Origin of the sequence: Staphylococcus sp. MB377, assembly GCF_001922505.1 — a bacterium.
GTDB classification, from domain to species: domain Bacteria; phylum Bacillota; class Bacilli; order Staphylococcales; family Staphylococcaceae; genus Staphylococcus; species Staphylococcus haemolyticus.
On record NZ_MAON01000003.1, the window covers coordinates 1 to 16,684 of the forward strand.

Genomic DNA, 16,684 nt, shown 5'->3' on the forward strand with positions numbered 1-16,684 from the left:
GTATAATCATTCTCTTGTCTGGTGACAATGGCAAGGAGGTCACACCTGTTCCCATGCCGAACACAGAAGTTAAGCTCCTTAGCGCCGATGGTAGTTGGATTTACGTTCCGCTAGAGTAGGACGTTGCTAGGCAAATCGTATGGATGCGATGAGCCGATATCGAGACCGAAAGGTCTTTTTTTTTATGCATAAAAAACAAAATCGAAGGTTTAATAAGATAACAACAAATAAAAGTGTTATAGCTTTACGAAGAGCAAGCATTTGAAGTCGATGAATTAAGAATATTGGTTTATTATTAATAAGACTTAGGTTAGGTATTACATTTACAATACATGGTGCTCAAAAAGTATTTGGTTGCTTTAAAGAGCCAATGGCAATGATGTCTGATTTAGGTTTCCCTGCCTTCTTCGGTGTTATTTTAGGATTATTTGAATTCATCGGGGGCATTTTAATGATCATTGGTTTATTTGCTAATTATGTAGCTGCCGGCTTTATCGTAATTATGCTTGGAGCTTTATTTACTGTCCATCTGTCACAAGGTTATATGGCATCTGAACTTGTGATTATACTATTGGTGATGAGTGTAGCCTTATTGATTTCTTATAATTGGAAGAAAGCACTTGAACTGTATTAAGAAACTATTAATGTCTAATTATTACTTAATATAAACGATGGCACGTCGACAAGTTTTTAACTTATGGACGTGCTTTTTTTACTATACAGTTAATGATTTTATTAAAACGTCAGTGTGCTCTTTAAGTTTATGATTCGGAATACCACCAAATCCAATAATAAATTTTGGAAGTAGTTCATTTTCTTCCGCATAATTGTAAACGTTCAATTTTAATTTCAGTTTCTCAGCATTGTGGAGGCATTGAGACATTGTAAGTCCATTGTCAACAGTTATAGTAAAATGCATTCCTGTTAAAGCACCTTCGATTTTTAATTGATCTTCATGTGGCTTCAAACGTTCTAATATATAATTTAGTTTCTCTCTATAAATCTTTCTCATTTTATTTAAATGACGCTCAAAACTTCCAGATGACATGAAGTTAGCAATAATTTGTTGGATATGCACAGGTACTGTGTTGCTTTCTTTATAAGGCATTGACAGATAAGATTGTAATAATTTTTGAGGTAAAACAATATAAGCAATACGGCAACTCGGGTAAAGTGACTTTGAAAATGTACTAATATAAATCACTTTGTCATTTTTATCTAAACTTTGTAAAGCTGGAATAGGTTTACCGTAATATCTAAATTCTGAATCATAATCGTCCTCAATTATATATCGGCTATTTTGTTGATGTGCCCATTTAATTAACTGTGTTCGTTTCTTTAAATTCATGACATATCCTGTAGGAAACTGATGTGACGGTGTTATATAAACAATATCATTATTAGAATTTATGATGTCAATCATATTAATTCCATCTTTTTCAACTGTTGCCTGTATATAATCATGCTTGTTTTTATCTAAAACATGTTTTATGGGCGGATAACTTGGTTTTTCTATTATAAAAGATGATGTTTTAAGTAAATCTGTAATCATGTTTAGCAGCTGCTCTGTAGAGGATCCAATGACGATTTGATTGGGATGGCACGAAACCCCTCTACTATTAAATAGATAATGGGCAATTTGTTGACGTAAATTTAATTCTCCTTGGATATCACCTTTTTCTAAAAGTGCTAATTCATTATCTTCAAAGGCTTCTTTTGCATACTTTCGGAAAAGGTTGAGGGGGAAGTATTCTGCATCAATTTCAGCTAAATTAAAAGCATACTTGTATTGTTTACTCTCAGGTGTCTTAGGTTCGGTTTCTATAAATTGATTATTAATATTGATGACAGGTAATGACTGAATATCGGAAACATAATAGCCAGAACGTGGTTTAGAGTATATAAAACCTTCATCAAGTAGGAGTTGATAGGCGTGTTCAATCGTTGTATGACTAAGAGATAAATGTTCACTTAACTGGCGTTTCGATGGAAATTTGTCTTGTGCTTGGTATTGACCTTCTATAATTTGGTTTTTTAATTGTTCATAAAGTGAGATATATAATTTTTGCTTTTTCATTTTAATAACTGACCCCTAATTTTATAAATAAATTGTACCTTTTTAAATATCAGTTTATAACTTAAAATGAATTTAATCAAATTGGAAAAGGGGTTAATTTTATGTCAAAAATCGTAGGATCAGATCGAGTTAAACGAGGAATGGCTGAGATGCAAAAAGGCGGCGTTATTATGGACGTTGTTAATGCAGAACAAGCTAAAATTGCAGAAGAAGCTGGCGCAGTTGCGGTTATGGCTTTAGAACGTGTACCATCTGACATCAGAGCAGCTGGTGGGGTAGCACGTAGCGCTAATCCTAAAATTGTTGAAGAAGTAATGAATGCTGTATCAATTCCAGTTATGGCGAAAGCACGTATTGGTCATATTACTGAAGCACGTGTGTTAGAAGCTATGGGCGTAGATTATATTGATGAATCAGAAGTGTTAACACCTGCTGATGAAGAATATCATTTAAGAAAAGATCAATTCACGGTTCCTTTTGTATGTGGTTGTCGTAACTTAGGTGAAGCTGCGCGTCGTATTGGTGAAGGTGCTGCAATGTTACGTACTAAAGGTGAACCTGGTACTGGTAACATTGTAGAAGCAGTTAGACATATGAGAAAAGTTAATTCAGAAGTTAGTCGCTTAGTTGTGATGAATGACGATGAAATTATGACTTATGCTAAAGAACTTGGTGCACCTTATGAAGTTTTAAAACAAATCAAAGATCACGGACGTTTACCAGTAGTTAACTTTGCAGCTGGTGGTGTTGCTACACCTCAAGATGCTGCTTTAATGATGGAATTAGGTGCTGATGGTGTATTTGTTGGTTCAGGTATTTTCAAATCTGAAGATCCTGAGAAATTTGCTAAAGCAATTGTTCAAGCTACAACGCATTACCAAGATTATGAGCTTATTGGCAAATTAGCTTCAGAATTAGGCACAGCAATGAAAGGTTTAGATATTAATCAAATCTCATTAGAAGAACGTATGCAAGAGCGTGGTTGGTAATATATGAAGATTGGTGTATTAGCATTGCAAGGTGCCGTACGTGAACACATCCGTCATATTGAACTTAGTGGTCACGAAGGTATTGCAGTTAAAAAGGTTGAACAATTAGATGAGATAGATGGGTTAATTCTTCCAGGTGGCGAATCTACTACATTGCGAAGATTAATGGATTTATATGGATTTAAAGAAAAATTACAACAATCTGATTTACCAATGTTTGGCACATGTGCAGGTCTTATCGTACTGGCGAAAGATGTCGAAGGTGAAACTGGCTATTTGAAGAAATTAGACATAACTGTTGAACGTAATTCATTTGGACGACAAGTAGATAGTTTTGAAGCAGAGTTAGATATTAAAGGTATTGCTGAAGACATTGAAGGTGTATTTATTAGAGCACCTCATATCGCTAGTGTTGAAGAGGGCGTAGAAATATTAAGCACAGTTGGCGATAAGATTGTAGCAGTAAAGCAAGGCAAATATTTGGGCGTATCATTCCATCCGGAATTAACAGATGATTACAGAGTAACGCAATACTTTATTGATCATATGGTTAAATAAATGAATAATGGCAAGTTTGGGGATGTTTTAAAAGTCTTTAATTTGCAAAAAAATAACCTAGAACTTCTTTATATATTGGAAGTTCTAGGTTATTTAATTTCGATATTAGATAAAGAAACCAGCAATTGCAGCTGAAATGAATGATACTAATGTTGCACCAAATAATAACTTAAGTCCAAAGCGCGCTACGACATCACCTTTTTCAGAGTTAAGTGATTTAATGGCACCTGAGATAATACCGATTGAACTGAAGTTTGCGAATGATACTAAGAATACAGACGTTACACCTTTTGTATGTTCAGATATATCTTTTAAGTTACCTAATGATTGCATTGCAACAAATTCATTAGATAATAATTTAGTTGCCATAACGGAACCTGATTTAACAGCGTCTTCCCAAGGTACACCAGCTAAGAATGCTAATGGTGCAAAGACAAATCCGATTAATGTTTGGAAGTCCCATTTAATTGCGCCACCTGATACTAAGCTAAATGCACCACTTACTAAACCGTTTAATAATGCGATGATTGCAATATAACCAATTAACATTGCGCCTACGATTACTGCAACTTTGAAACCATCTAAAATGTATTCTCCTAACATTTCGAAAAATGACTGTTTTTTAGTTTCGCTTTCGTCTACTAATAGTTTATCGTCTTCTTCATTAACTTTATAAGGGTTAATGATTGAAGCAATAATGAAACCACCAAATAAGTTTAAAACAACAGCTGTAACAACATATTTAGGTTCAATCAATGTGAAGTATGCACCAATAATTGACGCTGATACTGTAGACATTGCTGAAGCTGTTAATGTGTACAAACGTTGTTTAGGTATGTAAGGTAACTGTTGTTTCAATGAAATGAATACTTCAGATTGACCTAAGATTGCAGCAGCAACTGCATTGTATGATTCTAAACGTCCCATACCATTAATTTTAGAAATTAAGAATCCTAAAACATTAATAATCCATGGTAAGATTCGAGTATATTGTAAGATACCAATTAATGCTGAAATAAATACAATTGGTAGTAACACACTGAAGAAGAATGGTGGGTTTTTAGGATCTACGAACTTAAATCCGCCAAACACGAAGTTAACCCCTTCTGCAGCTTTTTGTAATAAGTAGTTAAATCCTTCCGAAATGCCCCCAATAACTGTAATACCTGCTGTCGTTTTCAATAAAATAAACGCGAACACAAGTTGGATAACTAATAAAATACCAACATATTGCCAGCGGATATTTTTTCTGTCAGAGCTAAACAAAAATGCAAGTGCCAAAAAGAAAATTATCCCTATAATCCCAATAAGAATATGCATAATTCTACTCCTTTAAATTTACTTAACTAATATAATACAATAAATTCTTACATGTAACATCAATAATTTTAGAAAATTAAAAAACAAATTGGTTGAAAAAGGTCAAAGATGCTCATATAATATAGTCAAAGAAGGTCAAAAGAGGTGGTAAATCATGCACAACATGTCTGACATCATAGAACAATACATTAAAAAGTTATTCGAAGAAAGTAATGAAGACGTGGTAGAAATTCAACGAGCAAATATTGCTCAACGGTTCGACTGTGTACCTTCTCAATTAAATTATGTCATTAAAACTAGATTCACAAACGAACATGGTTATGAAATAGAAAGTAAACGAGGTGGTGGAGGTTATATCCGAATCACCAAAATTGAAAATAAAGATGCAACGGGGTATATTAATCATCTGTTGCAAATCATTGGGCCATCCATTTCCCAGCAACAAGCTTACTATATTTTAGATGGTTTGCTAGATAAAGGTCTCATTAGTGAAAGAGAAGCAAGAATGATTCAAGTTATAGTTGATCGAGAGACTTTGAAAATGGATGTTGTTGCTCGAGATATTATTAGAGCGAATATTTTAAAACGTTTGTTACCAATCATTAGTTTTTATTAATAGAAAAGCGAGGTGTCTATGTGTGCTTTGCGAAAACTGCCATTTAAATGAAGCAGAGGTTAAACTTACAGTAAAAAGTAAAGAAGGCACTTCTGAGAAATGGGTATGTTCTATATGTGCTCAAGGTGAAAACCCTTGGCAACAAAATGAAACGCCATCCCCGCATTCTCAGTTTCAAGACGATATTGAAGAAGCATTTGTCGTCAAACAAATATTGCAACATTTGGCAACGAAACATGGTATTAATTTCCATGAAGTAGCTTTTCAAGAAGAGAAGCGATGTCCAACGTGTAAGATGACATTAAAAGATATTGCGCATGTAGGGAAATTCGGGTGTGCAAATTGTTATGCCACTTTCAAAGATGACATCGTAGATATAGTAAGACGCGTTCAAGGTGGACAATTTGAACACGTAGGTAAAACGCCTCGTTCGTCTCATAAGAAACTTGCCATCAAGAAACAAATTGAGGAAAAAACAAAATATCTCAATGTACTAATAGATGAACAAAACTTTGAAGAGGCTGCTATCGTTAGAGACGAAATAAAAGCATTGAAAGACGAGAGCGGGGTGGAACGTAATGAGTGATATGAATGCACATATCAGTGAATGGATGAAGGAAACTGAAGAATCACCAATTGTTATGTCATCAAGAGTTCGATTGGCTAGAAATTTAGAAAATCACGTTCACCCACTCATGTTTCCATCAGAACAAGATGGCTTCAGAGTTATAAATGAAGTACAAGATGTATTGCCTGATTTAGATTTAATGCGTTTGGATACAATGGATCAACAAAACAAAATGAAACTTGTTGCAAAACATTTAATTAGTCCTGAACTGATTAAACAACCCGCATCAGCAGTGTTATTGAATAAAGATGAATCAATAAGTATTATGATTAATGAAGAAGATCATATACGCATACAAGCAATGGGCACCGATTTATCTTTACACGACTTATATAACAAAGCTAGTGAGATTGATGATACTTTAGATCAATCACTAGACATTAGTTATGATGAACATTTAGGATATTTAACTACGTGTCCAACAAATATTGGTACAGGTATGCGAGCAAGTGTGATGTTACACTTGCCAGGATTATCCATTATGAAACGTATGAATCGTATTGCACAGACAATTAATCGTTTCGGTTTTACAATTCGAGGTATATATGGAGAAGGCTCGCAAGTGTATGGCCATATTTATCAAATCTCAAATCAATTAACACTTGGTAAGACTGAAGATGAAATCATAGATAATTTAACTGAAGTTGTTCAACAAATCATAAATGAAGAAATGCAAATTCGTGAACGTTTAACTCAATACAATGAATTAGAAACGCTAGACCGTATTTATCGGTCATTGGGTATTTTACAAAATAGTCGAATCATTTCAATGGAAGAAGCTTCTTATCGTTTAAGTGAAGTGAAATTAGGTATCGATTTAGGGTATTTAACATTGAGTGATTTTAAATTTAATGAATTAATGGTAAGTATTCAATCAGCGTTTATCTATAACGATGAAGATGAAACAATCTCTGTAAATGAAAAGAGAGCCAATATATTAAGAGAATATACTCAATAGGAGGTACAAAAATATATGCTATTTGGTAGATTAACTGAACGTGCACAACGTGTGCTAGCACACGCACAAGAAGAAGCAATACGTTTAAATCATTCTAATATAGGTACAGAACATTTGTTATTAGGTTTAATGAAAGAACCAGAAGGTATTGCTGCTAAAGTATTAGAAAGCTTTAATATTACCGAAGATAAAGTGATTGAAGAAGTCGAAAAATTAATCGGTCACGGACAAGATCAAACAGGAACATTGCATTATACACCAAGAGCTAAGAAAGTAATTGAACTTTCAATGGATGAAGCAAGAAAGTTACACCATAACTTTGTAGGTACAGAACACATATTACTAGGTTTAATTCGTGAAAATGAAGGCGTAGCTGCTCGCGTATTTGCTAATCTTGATTTAAATATTACAAAAGCGCGTGCCCAAGTCGTCAAAGCACTAGGTAGTCCTGAAATGAGCAATAAAAATGCTACAGCAAATAAATCAAATAATACCCCTACATTAGATGGATTAGCACGTGATTTAACTGTCATTGCCAAAGATGGAACGTTAGATCCAGTTGTTGGTAGAGATCAAGAAATTACTCGTGTAATTGAAGTGTTAAGTCGTCGTACTAAAAACAATCCTGTACTAATTGGTGAACCCGGTGTAGGTAAAACTGCAATTGCAGAAGGACTTGCTCAAGCTATTGTTAATAATGAAGTACCTGAGACACTTAAAGGTAAACGCGTGATGTCACTTGATATGGGAACAGTTGTAGCTGGTACTAAATATCGTGGTGAATTTGAAGAACGTTTGAAAAAGGTAATGGAAGAAATTCATCAAGCTGGTAACGTAATCTTATTCATTGATGAATTACACACATTAGTTGGTGCTGGTGGAGCTGAAGGCGCAATCGATGCGTCAAACATATTAAAACCAGCATTAGCACGTGGTGAATTACAATGTATCGGTGCGACAACATTAGATGAATATCGTAAAAACATCGAGAAAGATGCAGCGTTAGAACGTCGTTTCCAACCTATTCAAGTTGATGAACCAATAGTTGAAGACACAATTGCAATTTTAAAGGGATTACGTGATCGTTATGAAGCGCATCACCGCATCAATATTTCAGATGAAGCACTTGAAGCGGCTGCTAAATTAAGTGATCGTTATGTATCAGATCGTTTCTTACCCGATAAAGCGATTGATTTAATTGATGAAGCAAGTTCAAAAGTAAGACTGAAAAGTCATACAACACCTAACAACTTGAAAGAAATTGAGCAAGAAATTGAAAAAGTAAAAAATGAAAAAGACGCAGCAGTTCATGCTCAAGAATTCGAAAATGCTGCTAATTTACGTGATAAACAAACTAAACTTGAAAAACAATATGAAGATGCCAAAAATGAGTGGAAAACAACTCAAGGCGATCAATCCACTTCTCTATCTAAAGAAGATATTGGTGAAGTCATTGCAGGTTGGACAGGTATCCCGCTTACAAAAATTAATGAAACTGAATCAGATCGATTATTAAATCTTGAACAAACGTTACATGATAGAGTTATAGGCCAAAATGATGCTGTAACTTCTATTAGTAAAGCGGTACGCCGTGCTCGTGCAGGATTGAAAGATCCTAAACGTCCAATCGGTAGTTTTATCTTCTTAGGTCCAACAGGTGTAGGTAAAACAGAATTAGCTAGAGCATTAGCAGAATCAATGTTTGGTGAAGAAGATGCAATGATTCGCGTTGATATGAGTGAGTTTATGGAAAAACATGCTGTGAGTCGTTTAGTTGGAGCGCCTCCAGGCTATGTAGGTCATGATGAAGGTGGCCAATTAACTGAGAAAGTAAGACGTAAACCATACTCAGTTATCTTATTTGATGAAATCGAAAAGGCGCATCCAGATGTATTTAATATTCTATTGCAAGTTCTAGACGATGGTCATTTAACTGATACAAAAGGACGTCAAGTTGATTTCCGAAATACAGTGATTATCATGACTTCAAATGTTGGTGCTCAAGAATTACAAGATCAACGCTTTGCTGGTTTCGGTGGCAGTTCTGAAGGTCATGACTATGAAACAATTCGCAAGACAATGATGAAAGAATTGAAAAATTCATTCCGCCCAGAGTTCTTAAACCGTGTTGACGACATCATCGTATTCCACAAACTTTCTAAAGATGAATTGAAAGAAATCGTTACAATGATGGTTAATAAACTAACACAACGACTATCTGAGCAAGATATTAATATTGTTGTAACTGATAAAGCAAAAGAAAAAATTGCTGAAGAAGGCTATGATCCAGAATACGGTGCCCGTCCATTAATCAGAGCTATTCAAAAAACAGTTGAAGATAACTTGAGTGAATTAATTTTAGACGGTAACCAAATTGAAGGTAAAGAAGTTGTCATCGACCATGATGGTGATGAATTTAAATATAATATCAATGAAAAAAATAATGGTATTTCAGATGAAGACAACGAAGTAACTGAAACTAAAGCATAATACTATAAAATTAATGTTAAATATAAGCTGAGACATATCATATTCGAATGTCTCAGCTTTAATTTTTTGATTTCAATGAATCAATTTTAATCATTATAAGTATTAATTATCACTAAAATAAATAGAATCAAATTTATACTAATTTGCTTAAGTTTACATTTGTCATTGTGCAACGTTACATATAAAATAGATTTGTTCAAAGAAAAATCGGGGGTGCAATTTTGGCCAAAAAGAAAGTGATTTTTGAGTGTATGGCTTGCGGCTATCAATCTCCAAAATGGATGGGAAAGTGTCCTAATTGTGGGTCATGGAATCAAATGGAGGAAATTGTTGAAAAAGCTTCAAATCCTAAACACGGCGTAAAGACATCAACGTCTAGCGCAAAAGTCCAGAAATTAAATGATATCAAGAATGAAGTGACACCGAGAGCTCAGACAGAATCAAAAGAGTTCAACCGCGTTTTAGGTGGTGGCATTGTAAGTGGCTCTTTAGTGTTAATAGGTGGAGATCCTGGTATCGGTAAATCAACGTTATTGCTGCAAATTTGTGCATCATTGTCACAAAAATTAAATGTACTGTATATTACAGGTGAAGAATCACTAAATCAAACTAAATTACGTGCCGATCGACTAGATGAAGATTCGAGTAATTTAAATGTGTTAGCAGAAACAGATTTAGAGGTAATACATCAAACAGTTCAACAAGCACAACCTGATATTTTAGTTGTGGATTCCATTCAAACAATATATCATCCTGAAATTAGTTCGGCACCTGGTTCTGTGTCTCAAGTTAGAGAAAGTACACAGAGTTTAATGAATATTGCTAAACAAATGAATATTGCAACATTTATCGTCGGACATGTTACAAAAGAAGGTCAAATTGCAGGACCGCGTCTATTAGAACATATGGTTGATACTGTACTGTACTTTGAGGGAGATGAGCATCATGCTTATCGTATCTTGAGAGCGGTTAAGAACCGTTTTGGTTCTACTAATGAAATGGGCATTTTTGAGATGAAACAAAGCGGGTTAAAAGGCGTTCATAATCCTTCTGAAATGTTCTTAGAGGAACGTTCTACCAATGTGCCGGGATCAACGATTGTAGCAACTATGGAAGGTACACGACCTCTATTAATAGAAGTTCAGGCCTTAGTGACGCCTACAACATTTAATAACCCTAGACGTATGGCAACAGGTATAGATCATAATCGTTTGAGTTTATTAATGGCTGTATTAGAGAAAAAAGAAAACTATTTATTACAACAACAAGATGCATATATTAAAGTAGCTGGTGGCGTTCGATTGACAGAGCCGGCAGTTGATTTAAGTGTTATAGTAGCAACAGCTTCAAGTTTTAAAGATAAAGCAGTAGATGGGCTTGATTGTTATATTGGAGAAGTAGGTTTGACCGGTGAAGTGAGACGTGTTTCTCGAATTGAACAACGTGTTCAAGAAGCAGCTAAATTAGGCTTTGAACGTGTTATTATTCCACAGACAAATATCGGTGGATGGCAATTTCCTGAGGGCATTAAAGTAGTAGGAGTGTCTACAGTACATGATGCACTAAAATATGCATTCAAATCGTAAATAAAGTGAAAAAGAGGTGAGACTTATGAAAGTATTAAAAGGAATTGTAATCATCATATATATTATTCTAGGTGCCGCACTTGGTATTTTGTTAATACCTGAAATACTCAAGGATTTTAATATTGATGGTTACCCATTTTTACATAACTATTATATTGATGGCTTAATTGGAATAGTAGTATTTTTCTTGATTTTTGGCTTCTTTATTAATAAAGTTACGAAAACTTTTAAAGCCATTGAACATTGGATTATGCAACGTAGTGCTGTTGAAATTTTATTTGCAACACTTGGACTTATCATTGGATTATTTATATCAGTTATGGCTTCGTTTATTCTAGAAATGATTGGAAACACGATATTAAATCATCTAGTACCACTTATTATTACATTATTGCTATGTTATTTAGGTTTCCAATTTGGTTTGAAAAAGCGTGACGAAATGTTAATGTTCTTGCCGGAAAATATGGCACGCTCTATGTCTAAAAGTAATATTAGTGCTGTACCTAAACTTTTAGATACAAGTGCAATTATCGATGGACGTATTTTAGATGTCATTCGTTGTGGTTTTATAGATGGTGAAATCCTTATACCGCAAGGTGTTATTAATGAACTTCAAGTTGTAGCTGATGCGAATGATAGTGTGAAACGTGAGAAAGGACAACGCGGTTTAGATATATTAAATGAATTGTATGACTTAGAGTATCCTACACGCGTGATACATCCACAAAAGTCTCACAGTGATATTGATGAACTATTGGTAAAGTTAACACAAACTTATCATGCGCATGTGATTACTACCGATTTTAATTTAAATAAAGTATGTCACGTTCAAGGAATTAAAGCTTTAAATGTAAACGACTTATCTGAAGCAATTAAACCGAATGTTCATCAAGGTGACCGCATTAATATTCTATTGACTAAAATGGGTAAAGAGCCTGGTCAAGGTGTAGGCTATTTAGATGACGGCACAATGGTAGTCGTTGACAATGCGAAATCACTTGTAGGTAAATATGTAGATTTAGAAGTCATCAGTTTATTACAAACATCATCAGGACGTATTATTTTCGCTAAAAAAATAGACGATTCAAAATAATGATAAATATGTTCTTTAAACTTATAGATTAAGAAGATATGTTCAATTATAAAAAAATTAAATTATTGTAAGTGATTAGGTTTCATGTGAAACGCTAAATGTGGAGGGCACTCTTTTCAAGAAGCGAAGCATGGAACCTATTTACATAAAGTATATTTATGAATTAATGATAATCTATAGCGCAAACAAGTGACTTATCAAAGTGTTGATTTAGTGCTACAATAATGAAGAAATGCGAACTTTTATCTAAGGTTAATGTAAAGTGGAAAGTTATTCGGGAACATGTCTAAAATGATAGTTTAGAATAGCTTTTTTCTAATGGTTTGAAGATGTTTCTTACTGGCGTAGAACGACTCGGTTAGAGTGTAAAGTTTGTAGCCTGTATTAGATAAAGCGTATAAATTCGAAGTTAAAACATAACTAATATTTATAGGAGTGAATACGATGAGTGAACGCATTAGAGTGAGATATGCGCCAAGTCCAACGGGATATTTACACATTGGTAATGCAAGAACTGCATTATTTAATTATTTATTTGCTAAGCATTATGATGGTGATTTCGTAGTGCGTATTGAAGATACGGATAGTAAACGTAATCTTGAAGATGGTGAGTCATCTCAATTTGATAACTTAAAATGGTTAGGATTAGATTGGGACGAATCAATCGATAAAGACAAAGGTTATGGACCTTATCGCCAATCAGAACGTGGTGATATCTATAATCCACTTATTCAACAATTATTGGACGAAGATAAAGCGTACAAATGTTACATGACTGAAGAAGAGCTTGAAAAAGAACGTGAAGATCAAATCGCACGTGGTGAAATGCCTCGTTACGGTGGTCAACATGCACATTTAACTGAAGAAGAACGTCAACAATTTGAAGCTGAAGGTCGTCGCCCATCAATTAGATTCCGTGTGCCTCAAGATCAAACGTATACGTTTAATGATATGGTTAAAGGTGAAATTTCATTCGATTCAAACAATATAGGTGACTGGGTTATCGTTAAAAAAGATGGCATTCCTACCTATAACTTTGCTGTAGCTATCGATGATCATTACATGGAAATTTCCGATGTTATTCGTGGTGACGATCACGTTTCTAACACACCAAAACAACTTATGATTTATGAAGCATTTGGTTGGGAAGCGCCACGCTTTGGTCATATGTCGCTAATTGTTAATGAAGAACGTAAAAAATTAAGTAAACGTGATGGCCAAATTTTACAATTTATTGAGCAATACCGTGATTTAGGTTACTTGCCAGAAGCGTTATTTAACTTTATTACATTATTAGGTTGGTCTCCAGAAGGAGAGGAAGAAATCTTTTCTAAAGAAGAATTTATTAAGATCTTTGATGAAAAACGTCTCTCTAAATCACCAGCGATGTTCGATAGACAAAAATTAGCATGGGTTAATAACCAATATATGAAAACAAAAGATACTGACACAGTATTTGAACTTGCATTGCCTCATCTTATTAAAGCTAATTTAATCCCAGAATCTCCAAGTGAAGATGATAAAGAATGGGGTCGCAAATTAGTGGCACTATATCAAAAAGAAATGAGCTATGCTGGCGAAATTGTACCTTTATCTGAAATGTTCTTCCATGAAATGCCTGAATTAGGAGAAGAAGAACAAGAAGTCATTAATGGAGAACAAGTTCCTGAATTGATGACACATTTATATGGTAAATTAGAAGCTTTAGAACCATTTGAAGCGGCTGACATTAAGAAAACAATTAAAGAAGTACAAAAGGAAACAGGTATTAAAGGTAAACAATTATTCATGCCTATTCGTGTTGCCGTAACTGGTCAAATGCATGGTCCTGAATTACCTAATACAATTGAAGTATTAGGTAAAGATAAAGTACTTTTACGATTGAAAAAATTCGTGTAAAGGACATCAGGCAAGTTGCACGAATGAGATGCTAATTTAACTTATCTAACACTTGAAATTTCACATTAAAGCAAATATGATAATGTTAAAGATGGCGAAGCCATTTTGGTATGAGTATTTAAAGGCGAAGGATTAGTAAATATTGGACTATGATTTCAGAGAGTGTACGGTTGCTGTGAGTACGCCATAGACGATGTTGAATGCACCTTTGTATAATCAACTAAATATAGTAAATGAGTATGATAAAGTGAATCTAGTAATCTATAGTTATATATATATACTAGCTTGCATTTATCTAGAATACAGAGTGGAACCGTGCAGTAGCGCCTCTAGCATCTTAAGTGTTAGGGGCGCTAATTATTTTATTTAGAGTGTATTTAAGTATTTTGTTATTAAATTTGGAAATTTTTAAACTTTTTAAAAAACTGAGGGGGGCGACAGTCTTGATAAAAAGAATGAGAGACGATGTGAAAATGGTATTCGAACAAGACCCAGCAGCTCGTACAACATTTGAGGTTATTACAACATATGCTGGATTACATGCAGTTTGGAGTCACCTTATTGCACACAAACTATATAATAAGAAACGCTACGTATTGGCGAGAATTATATCTCAAGTATCACGTTTCTTTACAGGTATTGAAATACATCCAGGCGCGAAAATTGGCAAACGCTTATTTATAGACCATGGTATGGGTGTAGTAATTGGTGAGACTTGTACAATTGGTGATAATGTGACTATTTATCAAGGTGTAACACTGGGGGGTACGGGCAAAGAAAAAGGAAAACGTCACCCTGATATTGGCGATAATGTATTAATCGCAGCTGGGTCAAAAGTGTTAGGTAATATTCAAATTGATTCAAATGTGAATATTGGTGCGAATTCAGTGGTATTACAATCAGTTCCAAGTTACACGACTGTAGTCGGTATTCCTGGACATATTGTTAAACAAGAGGGTAAACGTATCGGTAAAACATTTGATCACCGTAATTTACCCGACCCTTTATATGAACAAATTAAGCAACTAGAAAAACAACTTGAAAAAGCGAAGAACGGAGAGATTAAAGATGATTACATTATATAATACATTAACGCGTCAAAAAGAGACATTTGAACCTATCGAACAAGGTAAGGTGAAAATGTATGTCTGTGGTCCGACAGTATACAATTATATTCACATTGGTAATGCACGTCCTGCCATAAATTATGATGTTGTACGTAGATATTTTGAATATAAAGGATACGAAGTGATTTATGTTTCAAACTTCACAGATGTAGACGATAAATTAATAAACCGTTCTAAGGAATTGAATGAGAGTGTACCGGATATTGCAGATAGATACATTAAAGCATTTTATGAAGATGTTGGTGCATTAAACGTTAAGAAAGCGACTTCGAATCCACGTGTAATGAATCATATGGATGAGATTATTGATTTTATTAAAGAGCTAGTTGATGAAGGTTACGCTTATGAGAGTGACGGCGATGTCTACTTTAGAACACGCAAATTTGAAGGTTACGGTAAATTAAGCCATCAGTCATTAGATGATTTGAAGGTAGGAGCAAGAATAGAAGCTGGGGAACAAAAAGAAGATGCGTTAGACTTTACTTTATGGAAAAAAGCAAAACCAGGTGAAATTAGTTGGGAAAGTCCTTTTGGTGAAGGGCGTCCAGGTTGGCATATTGAATGTTCAGTAATGGCGTTTCATGAACTAGGCAAAACAATTGATATTCATGCTGGTGGTTCTGACTTACAATTCCCTCATCACGAAAACGAAATTGCGCAATCAGAAGCGCATAATCATGCCCCATTTGCTAATTACTGGATGCATAATGGTTTTATAAATATAGATAACGAGAAAATGAGTAAATCGTTAGGTAACTTTATACTAGTTCATGACATCATAAAAGAAGTAGATCCTGACGTACTACGATTCTTCATGATTAGCGTACATTATAGAAGTCCTATTAACTATAATCTAGAACTTGTTAATGCAGCTAAGAATGGTTTAGAACGCATTCGTAATAGCTATCAATTGATAGAAGAACGTGAAACAATCGCGACAGACATCGTTGACCAATCTAAATATATCGAACAAATCGATGCTATTTTAGAGCAATTTGAGACAGTAATGGATGATGATTTCAACACTGCTAATGCTGTTACGGCTTGGTACGATTTATCTAAACTTGCGAATAAATATGTTTTAGAGAACAATACATCTACTCAAGTCATTTCTCGATTCAAAGAAGTTTATCAGATATTTAGTGATGTACTTGGAGTTCCACTAAAAGGTAATAAATCAGATATGTTACTTGATGAAGATATTGAAAAGCTTATCGAAGAACGTAATGAAGCGCGTAAAAATAAAGACTTTGCACGTGCAGATGAAATAAGAGATATGCTTAAAGAACAAAACATTATATTAGAGGATACGCCACAAGGTGTACGCTTTAAACGTGGATAAT

The 16,684-nt window shown here is 34.3% G+C and carries 14 protein-coding genes and 1 rRNA gene; 13 read left to right on the forward strand and 2 right to left on the reverse strand.

What is annotated here, in order from left to right; all coding sequences use genetic code 11:
* The first annotated feature begins 17 nt into the window (after positions 1–17).
* A 5S ribosomal RNA gene (rrf, locus tag BB045_RS00660) occupies positions 18–132 on the forward strand.
* Between the two features lie 151 nt (positions 133–283).
* Positions 284–634: a DoxX family protein gene (locus BB045_RS00665; RefSeq protein ID WP_075140388.1), complete on the forward strand. Its 351-nt coding sequence runs from the start codon at positions 284–286 to the stop codon at positions 632–634.
* Positions 635–715: 81 nt separating this feature from the next.
* On the opposite strand, the gene pdxR is transcribed toward BB045_RS00665, so the two are convergent.
* A complete protein-coding gene (pdxR, locus tag BB045_RS00670; RefSeq protein WP_037552098.1) occupies positions 716–2,077 on the reverse strand; it encodes a MocR-like pyridoxine biosynthesis transcription factor PdxR in 1,362 nt (453 codons plus the stop codon).
* A 101-nt stretch (positions 2,078–2,178) separates the two neighbouring features.
* Here pdxR and pdxS point away from each other — a divergent pair, with 101 nt between their 5' ends.
* The gene (pdxS, locus tag BB045_RS00675) at positions 2,179–3,066 is read left to right on the forward strand and encodes a pyridoxal 5'-phosphate synthase lyase subunit PdxS (protein ID WP_011276742.1); all 888 of its coding nucleotides are present in this window, start codon (positions 2,179–2,181) and stop codon (positions 3,064–3,066) included.
* Positions 3,067–3,069: 3 nt separating this feature from the next.
* On the forward strand, positions 3,070–3,624 hold the full coding sequence (gene pdxT, locus BB045_RS00680) for a pyridoxal 5'-phosphate synthase glutaminase subunit PdxT (RefSeq protein WP_037552097.1): 555 nt from the start codon (positions 3,070–3,072) through the stop codon (positions 3,622–3,624).
* Between the two features lie 105 nt (positions 3,625–3,729).
* Here pdxT and BB045_RS00685 read toward each other — a convergent pair whose 3' ends face one another.
* Positions 3,730–4,944 carry a NupC/NupG family nucleoside CNT transporter gene (locus tag BB045_RS00685; RefSeq protein ID WP_037552096.1) on the reverse strand — a complete coding sequence of 405 codons (1,215 nt, stop codon included), beginning with the start codon at positions 4,942–4,944 and terminating at the stop codon, positions 3,730–3,732.
* Between the two features lie 154 nt (positions 4,945–5,098).
* On the opposite strand from BB045_RS00685, the gene BB045_RS00690 reads away from it, so the two are divergent.
* From BB045_RS00690 to cysS, 9 genes are all read left to right on the forward strand, one after another.
* Complete coding sequence (locus BB045_RS00690; RefSeq protein WP_070443018.1) at positions 5,099–5,560, forward strand: CtsR family transcriptional regulator; 462 nt, start codon at positions 5,099–5,101, stop codon at positions 5,558–5,560.
* Between the two features lie 22 nt (positions 5,561–5,582).
* Entirely contained in the window at positions 5,583–6,146 is a 564-nt protein-coding gene (locus BB045_RS00695) for a UvrB/UvrC motif-containing protein (protein ID WP_011276738.1), read from the forward strand.
* Positions 6,139–7,146, forward strand: coding sequence for a protein arginine kinase (locus BB045_RS00700; protein ID WP_037552094.1), 1,008 nt, complete (start codon positions 6,139–6,141; stop codon positions 7,144–7,146). The genes BB045_RS00695 and BB045_RS00700 overlap by 8 nt, the downstream gene beginning before the upstream one ends.
* A 15-nt stretch (positions 7,147–7,161) precedes the next feature.
* Positions 7,162–9,636: an ATP-dependent Clp protease ATP-binding subunit gene (locus tag BB045_RS00705; RefSeq protein ID WP_075140389.1), complete on the forward strand. Its 2,475-nt coding sequence runs from the start codon at positions 7,162–7,164 to the stop codon at positions 9,634–9,636.
* 221 nt (positions 9,637–9,857) lie between these two features.
* Positions 9,858–11,222 (forward strand): DNA repair protein RadA, encoded by a 1,365-nt coding sequence (gene radA, locus BB045_RS00710; RefSeq protein WP_075140390.1) that lies wholly within the window; start codon positions 9,858–9,860, stop codon positions 11,220–11,222.
* 25 nt (positions 11,223–11,247) lie between these two features.
* Entirely contained in the window at positions 11,248–12,315 is a 1,068-nt protein-coding gene (locus BB045_RS00715) for a PIN/TRAM domain-containing protein (RefSeq protein WP_075140391.1), read from the forward strand.
* A 444-nt stretch (positions 12,316–12,759) separates the two neighbouring features.
* The gene (gltX, locus tag BB045_RS00720) at positions 12,760–14,214 is read left to right on the forward strand and encodes a glutamate--tRNA ligase (protein ID WP_070839404.1); all 1,455 of its coding nucleotides are present in this window, start codon (positions 12,760–12,762) and stop codon (positions 14,212–14,214) included.
* A 455-nt stretch (positions 14,215–14,669) separates the two neighbouring features.
* On the forward strand, positions 14,670–15,299 hold the full coding sequence (gene cysE, locus BB045_RS00725) for a serine O-acetyltransferase (protein WP_172458793.1): 630 nt from the start codon (positions 14,670–14,672) through the stop codon (positions 15,297–15,299).
* On the forward strand, positions 15,283–16,683 hold the full coding sequence (gene cysS / locus BB045_RS00730; RefSeq protein ID WP_075140392.1) for a cysteine--tRNA ligase: 1,401 nt from the start codon (positions 15,283–15,285) through the stop codon (positions 16,681–16,683). The genes cysE and cysS overlap by 17 nt, the downstream gene beginning before the upstream one ends.
* Position 16,684 lies beyond the last annotated feature (1 nt).